This is a genomic window from Micrococcus sp. HMSC31B01 (assembly GCF_001816085.1).
In the GTDB taxonomy this organism is placed as follows: Bacteria; Actinomycetota; Actinomycetes; order Actinomycetales; family Micrococcaceae; genus Micrococcus; species Micrococcus luteus.
The window spans coordinates 1-4,939 of record NZ_KV825082.1 but is presented as its reverse complement, the minus strand read 5'-3'; the positions used below and the strand labels follow the sequence as shown (position 1 = coordinate 4,939).

At 70.9% G+C, this 4,939-nt stretch carries 4 protein-coding genes and 1 tRNA gene; 1 reads left to right on the top strand and 4 read right to left on the bottom strand.

Going from position 1 to position 4,939, the window contains the following annotated elements; translation table 11 throughout:
- The 4 genes from HMPREF3105_RS05310 to HMPREF3105_RS05295 form a co-directional block, all read right to left on the bottom strand.
- On the bottom strand, nucleotides 1–770 hold a 770-nt coding region (locus HMPREF3105_RS05310), incomplete at its 3' end, for an AzlC family ABC transporter permease (protein ID WP_070708924.1).
- A 75-nt stretch (nucleotides 771–845) separates the two neighbouring features.
- Nucleotides 846–919 (bottom strand) — tRNA-Val (locus HMPREF3105_RS05305).
- A gap of 15 nt (nucleotides 920–934) precedes the next feature.
- Nucleotides 935–1,441, bottom strand: coding sequence for a redoxin domain-containing protein (locus tag HMPREF3105_RS05300; protein WP_036312792.1), 507 nt, complete (start codon nucleotides 1,439–1,441; stop codon nucleotides 935–937).
- Nucleotides 1,434–1,865, bottom strand: coding sequence for a DUF3052 domain-containing protein (locus tag HMPREF3105_RS05295; RefSeq protein WP_044659132.1), 432 nt, complete (start codon nucleotides 1,863–1,865; stop codon nucleotides 1,434–1,436). Before HMPREF3105_RS05295 ends, HMPREF3105_RS05300 begins: the two co-directional genes overlap by 8 nt.
- A 254-nt stretch (nucleotides 1,866–2,119) precedes the next feature.
- On the opposite strand from HMPREF3105_RS05295, the gene aceE reads away from it, so the two are divergent.
- Complete coding sequence (gene aceE / locus HMPREF3105_RS05290; protein ID WP_070708923.1) at nucleotides 2,120–4,870, top strand: pyruvate dehydrogenase (acetyl-transferring), homodimeric type; 2,751 nt, start codon at nucleotides 2,120–2,122, stop codon at nucleotides 4,868–4,870.
- Nucleotides 4,871–4,939: the final 69 nt, after the last annotated feature.

Genomic DNA, 4,939 nt, shown 5'->3' with positions numbered 1-4,939 from the left:
GGCACCGGTCCGGTGACGGGCACGGGCTCGGGCAGCGGCAGGGCGGTCCCGCGTGCGGCGAGCACGTGGAACGCGATCAGCACCGCGGCGTAGAGGGCGAAGGCGACGACGAGCACCTGCGCCGGCACCAGCAGCAGGGCCACCCCGACGGCGACCGCGGCCGCCAGCACGAGGGGCAGCTGGGCCCGCGTGCGGGCGGCGTCCATGGCGAGCACGATGAAGAGGGCGACGAGCGCGAACTCCAGGCCCTCCACCGGTCCGGGCAGCAGCCAGGCCACGGCCACCCCGGCGAGGCCCCCGAGCACCCAGTACGCATGCAGCGCGATCTGCATGGCGACCAGTCGGGGGCCGGTCCAGCCGCGGGGCTGGGCGGCGGCGATGGCGTAGGCCTCGTCGATCAGGGCGCCCATCGAGTAGATCCGCGCGAAGCGCCCCCGGACCACGCGCAGCGGGAAGCTGAACGCATAGAACACGTGGCGGAAGTTCACCAGGAACACCGTCACGGCGATCGTGAGCAGCGGGGTGCCCGCCACCACCAGCGAGACGAGCAGCAGCTCGACGGACCCGGCGAACACGACCACGGAGAACAGGGGTGCGACCCACGCGGGCAGCCCGGCCTGGACCACGAGCATCCCGAAGGCCATGCCCAGAGGGAACAGGCCGAGGCCGGCGCCCAACGTCACGGCGACGCCGGAGCGCACCTCGGCCCACCGCGAGGGCGGAGCGGAGGCGCGCGAGGACGCTGACGAGGAGCCCATGATGGTGAGCATGCTCTCATAGGCGCCTGACGGGCGGTCGGCATGACGGAGCCGCGGCGTCACGCCGTGTCATGGCCCCGCGATCGGTGCACCCGGAGGGACTCGAACCCCCGACCCTCTCGGTGTAAACGAGATGCTCTGACCGACTGAGCTACGGGTGCCGGTGTCCGTCCAGGCTACCGGTCCGCGAGCAGGTCGCGCGTCGCCGCCTCGTGCTCGCTCCGGGTGCGTGCCTGTCCCGGGGCGGCGACCACGCGCGCGGCCTCGACCCCGTCCGCGTCGAGCAGCACGGAGACGCGGCGGGGCCGCCCGGTCTCCACGTCGAAGACGTCGAGGGCACGGCAGGCCGCGCCGTGGGGCCAGAAATCGGAGAGCAGGGTGAGCGGCTCCGGCAGTGCCAGCTCCTCGCGGACGCGGCGCAGCACGGGGGCGGCATCACACGAGACCACGCGGACAGCCACATCGTCGACCGCCACGTCCTCGGCGAGCGCCCCGATCCAGCCGAGCTCGTCCGTGCACACCGGCGTGAACGCCCCGGGCAGGAAGACGAGCCACGTGCCCCGCGGCCCGGCGGCGTCCTGGGGCCCGCGCGTCGGCGGCCACGGCCACGTCTGGCCGTGGTCGTCGCGCAGCGCGGGGACGACGTCGGCGCCCCGCGTCCCGCCGGACGGGGGCTCAGCCACCGCGCTTCTGGACGAGCTTCTGAGCGGCCCAGTCCTCGGAGGCGCCGGCCCCGGTGGTGGCGTGCAGGCCCGCGGTGGAGGCGGCCTCGGCGACGTCCGCCGGGCTGACGTGGCCGGCGCGACCCTTGCGGGGGGTCATGATCCAGACGGGGCCGGCATCGAGGGAGCGCTGGGCGTCCACGAGGGCGTCCGCGAGATCCATAACGTCGCCGTCGTCCGCGCGCCACCAGAAGAGGACGGCGTCCGCCGGCTCCTGATCCTCCTCGGTCAGCAGCTCCTCGCCGAGCGCGTCCTCGAGCGCGTCACGGAAGGTGACGTCGACGTCGTCGTCGTACCCCCACTCCTGCACCAGGTCGCCCCTCGAGAGGGCGAGCTCCGCCAGCAGGGCGCTGTCCGTCGAGGTCGGCGTCGACCCAGCCTGCATAGTGTCCGGTCCTCCTTGATGGTGGCGGGCACTGCGGCCCGCGCCGTCGAGCGGGTGATGATGACCACCATACGCCGTGGACGCCGCCGTTCCGGGGCCTCCGGCCGGGCGGACGCGGCGGCTCCGGTCTACTCTGGGGAGGAACAGACGCACTCTCCGGGCGACGCGCCCGGCTCGGCGTCGCGGGCCCGGACCGGATCGTCTGCCCGCAGCCCACCGCGGAGCACCCCTCCGCACGAGAACCAGGAGGCACCGTGAGCGCAGCCGAAGAGAGCTCGCAGATCCGCAGCGGTCTGACCGACCAGCTCCCGGACAAGGATCCCCAGGAGACGTCGGAGTGGATCGAGTCCCTCGACGGACTCATCGAGGAGCGCGGCACGGAGCGGGCGCAGTACATCATGCGCTCCCTCATGCAGCGCGCGAGCGCCCAGTCCGTCGCCCTGCCCTACGTGACCACCACGGACTACGTGAACACGATCCCGGCGGACCAGGAGCCGGAGTACCCGGGCGACGAGGAGCTCGAGCGCCGCTACCGCAACTACCTGCGGTGGAACGCCATGGCCCTCGTGCAGCGCGCCCAGCGCGACGGCGTCGGCGTCGGCGGTCACATCTCCTCCTACGCAGGCCAGGCGACCCTCTACGAGGTGGGCCTGAACCACTTCTTCCGCGGCCAGGACCACCCGGGCGGCGGCGACCACATCTTCTTCCAGGGCCACTCCTCGCCGGGCAACTACGCCCGAGCCTTCCTCGAGGGCCGCCTGACCGAGGAGGACCTCGACGGCTTCCGCCAGGAGAAGTCCCGCCAGGGCCACGGCCTGCCCTCCTACCCGCACCCGCGGATGATGCCGCACTTCTGGCAGTACCCCACCGTGTCCATGGGCCTGGGGCCGATGAACGCCATCTTCCAGGCGCAGACCAACCGGTACCTGCACAACAACGGCATCAAGGACACCTCCGACCAGCACGTGTGGGCCTTCCTCGGCGACGGCGAGATGGACGAACCGGAGTCGCGCGGCCAGCTGCACATCGCGGCCAACGACAAGCTCGACAACCTCACCTTCGTCATCAACTGCAACCTGCAGCGTCTCGACGGGCCGGTGCGCGGCAACGGCAAGATCGTCCAGGAGCTGGAGTCCTACTTCCGGGGCGCCGGCTGGAACGTCATCAAGGTCCTGTGGGGCCGCGAGTGGGATCCGCTGCTCGAGGCCGACGACGAGGGCGAGCTCGTGCGCATCATGAACGAGACGCTCGACGGCGACTACCAGACCTACAAGGCCGAGTCCGGCGGCTTCGTGCGCGACCACTTCTTCGGCCGGTCCTCCGTCACCAAGGAGATGGTGGCGGACATGACCGACGACGAGATCTGGGGCCTCAAGCGTGGCGGCCACGACTACAAGAAGGTGTACGCCGCCTACAAGGCCGCCATGGAGCACAAGGGCCAGCCCACCGTGATCCTGGCCCACACCATCAAGGGCTACGGCCTGGGCAAGTCCTTCGAGGGTCGCAACGCCACGCACCAGATGAAGAAGCTGACGGTGGACGACCTCAAGGTGTTCCGGGACCGCCACCGCATCCCGATCTCGGACGAGCAGATCGAGAAGGACCCGTACGACATCCCGTACTACCACCCGGGCGCCGACGCTCCGGAGATCACGTACATGATGGAGCGGCGCAAGGAGCTGGGCGGCTTCGTGCCGGAGCGGCGCAGCGACTACCACGCGATCCCGCTGCCTCCGGAGTCCGCGTACAAGCAGGCTCGCAAGGGATCGGGCAAGCAGCAGGCCGCCACGACCATGGCGTTCGTGCGCCTGCTCAAGGACCTGATGCGGGACAAGAACATGGGACCGCGCTTCGTGCCGATCATCCCGGACGAGGCCCGCACCTTCGGCATGGACTCGTTCTTCCCGACCGCGAAGATCTACAACCCCAAGGGCCAGAACTACCTGTCCGTGGACCGGGATCTGTTCCTGTCCTACAAGGAGTCCCCGCAGGGGAAGATCTACCACGTCGGCATCAACGAGGACGGCGCCACCGCGGCATTCAACGCGGTGGGCACGGCGTACTCCACGCACGGCGAGCCGATGATCCCGGTCTACATCTTCTACTCGATGTTCGGCTTCCAGCGGACCGCGGACAACATCTGGGCCGGAGCCGACCAGCTTGCGCGCGGCTTCATGATCGGCGCCACCGCCGGGCGCACCACCCTCGCCGGCGAGGGCACCCAGCACATGGACGGTCACTCCCCCGTCCTGGCGTCCACGAATCCGGCCGTGAAGCACTACGACCCGGCGTACTCGTACGAGATCGCCCACATCGTGCGCCAGGGCCTGGAGGACATGTACGGCGACCACGACCGCGGGGACGACGTCCGCAACGTCATCTACTACCTCACGGTGTACAACGAGCCGATCACCCACATCGAGGAGCCCGAGGGCCTCGACGTGGAGGGCCTGCTCAAGGGCATCTACCGCCTCTCCGAGGGCCAGGGCGACGGCCCGAAGGTCCAGCTCCTGGGCTCCGGCGTCTCCGTGCCGTGGGCGCTCGACGCCCAGCGGATCCTCTCCGAGGAGTGGGGCGTGAACGCCTCCGTGTGGTCGGTGACCTCCTACAACGAGCTGTACCGCGACGCCGTCGCGGCGGAGAAGGACGCCCTGAAGGAGCCGTCCGCCACTGCGCGCGTGCCCTACGTAACGCAGGCGCTGCAGGGGGCCGAGGGCCCGATCGTGGCCACCTCGGACTACTCCACCTCGTGGACGAACCAGATCCGCCCGTTCGTGCCGAACCGCTTCTCTGCGCTCGGCGCCGACGAGTTCGGCTTCGCGGACACCCGCGCCGCCGCCCGTCGGTACTTCCTCATCGACACCCACTCGATGGTGGTCCGCGCGCTGCAGCTCCTCGAGGAGGAGGGCGAGGTCGAGCGGGGCACGGCCGCGAAGGCGCACGAGAAGTACCGCCTGGACGACGTCAACGCCGGCACCACCGGCATCGCGGGCGGCGACGCCTGACCCGCACGCCGCGGGGAGGCTGACGCCCTCCCGTCCCGACGCCGGCCGCCCGCCTCCGCCACGGAGGCG